At 44.1% G+C, this 1,197-nt stretch carries 1 protein-coding gene; it reads left to right on the top strand.

The window, feature by feature from the left end; all coding sequences use genetic code 11:
• Positions 1-72 precede the first annotated feature (72 nt).
• Positions 73-1,157 (top strand): IS3 family transposase gene (locus NLF92_RS12635; protein ID WP_254102541.1). Its coding sequence is split into 2 segments (ribosomal slippage): positions 73-334 and positions 334-1,157, totalling 1,086 coding nucleotides; the frame shifts between segments, so codons are not numbered across the junction.
• The last annotated feature ends 40 nt before the right edge of the window (positions 1,158-1,197 follow it).

The raw sequence follows: 1,197 nt of genomic DNA on the forward strand, positions 1-1,197 counted from the left end.
TGTAATCCCCCCGAAAAAAGAGAGCAGTTTTAACTAGAAAATTCCGCTACACTATTAGCAAAGGAGTTTTCGATGAGAAAATCAAAATACAGCGATAGCCAGATCATGGCTATTTTGAAGCAAAATGAGCAAGGCGTCTCTGTTCAAGACTTGTGCCGCGAGCATGGTATGAGCAGCGCACAGTTTTACAACTGGCGTTCAAAGTTCGGTGGTATGGATACCTCGATGATGAAACGGCTTAAAGAGTTAGAAGCCGAGAATAAGCGCTTGAAGAAGATGTACGCTGAAGAGCGTATCAAAGCCGATATTCGTCAGGAGATCATCGAGGGAAAGCTCTAACGCCATCAAGACGACGTGAGGTGGCAAAGGAGCTGGTAAATACTCGTCGGTTTAGTATTCGATTAGCATGTGCATGTGTCGATATCAGTGAAAGTGGCTATCGCTATCAGGCGAAACACTCTACTGAGAACGCACTCATTGCCGATTGGCTGTTGCGTTTAACTACTACGCACAAGCGCTGGGGGTTTGGCCTGTGTTTTTTGTATTTGCGCAACGTCAAAGGCTTTAGCTGGAACCACAAGCGTGTTTACCGCATCTATCGAGAGTTAGAGCTGAACTTGCGAATCAAGCCTCGTAAACGTTTAAAGCGTGATAAACCGGACGAACTGAGTGTGCCGACCAAACCCAATCAAGTGTGGTCTATGGATTTTATGTCCGATGCGCTGGCAGATGGTCGTGCTATTCGTTCACTTAATGTTATTGATGACTATAACCGTGAAGGCCTTGCAGTTGATGTGGATTTATCAATGCCAAGCTTACGAGTCATACGCACACTAGAGCAAATCATGGAATGGCGAGGTAAACCAGCAATGATCCGCTGTGATAACGGCCCAGAATATGTAAGCAATCAATTGGTTACCTGGGCAATTAAACACAATATCACATTGATGTATATTCAACCTGGGAAGCCAACTCAAAATGCATATATCGAACGGTTTAATCGCACAGCACGACATGAGTGGCTAGATATGCATGAATTTGAAAGTGTTGCACATGCACAAGATGTAGCAACAAAATGGCTTTGGACATACAATAACGAACGTCCCAATACAGCAATTGGTGGTGTACCACCTAGAACCATTTTACAAGCAGCGTGATAGTCTAGTTATTTTTGCTACTTGAAATGGGGGGATTACA

The organism is Opacimonas viscosa (assembly GCF_024199005.1).
Taxonomy (GTDB): domain Bacteria; phylum Pseudomonadota; class Gammaproteobacteria; order Enterobacterales; family Alteromonadaceae; genus Opacimonas; species Opacimonas viscosa.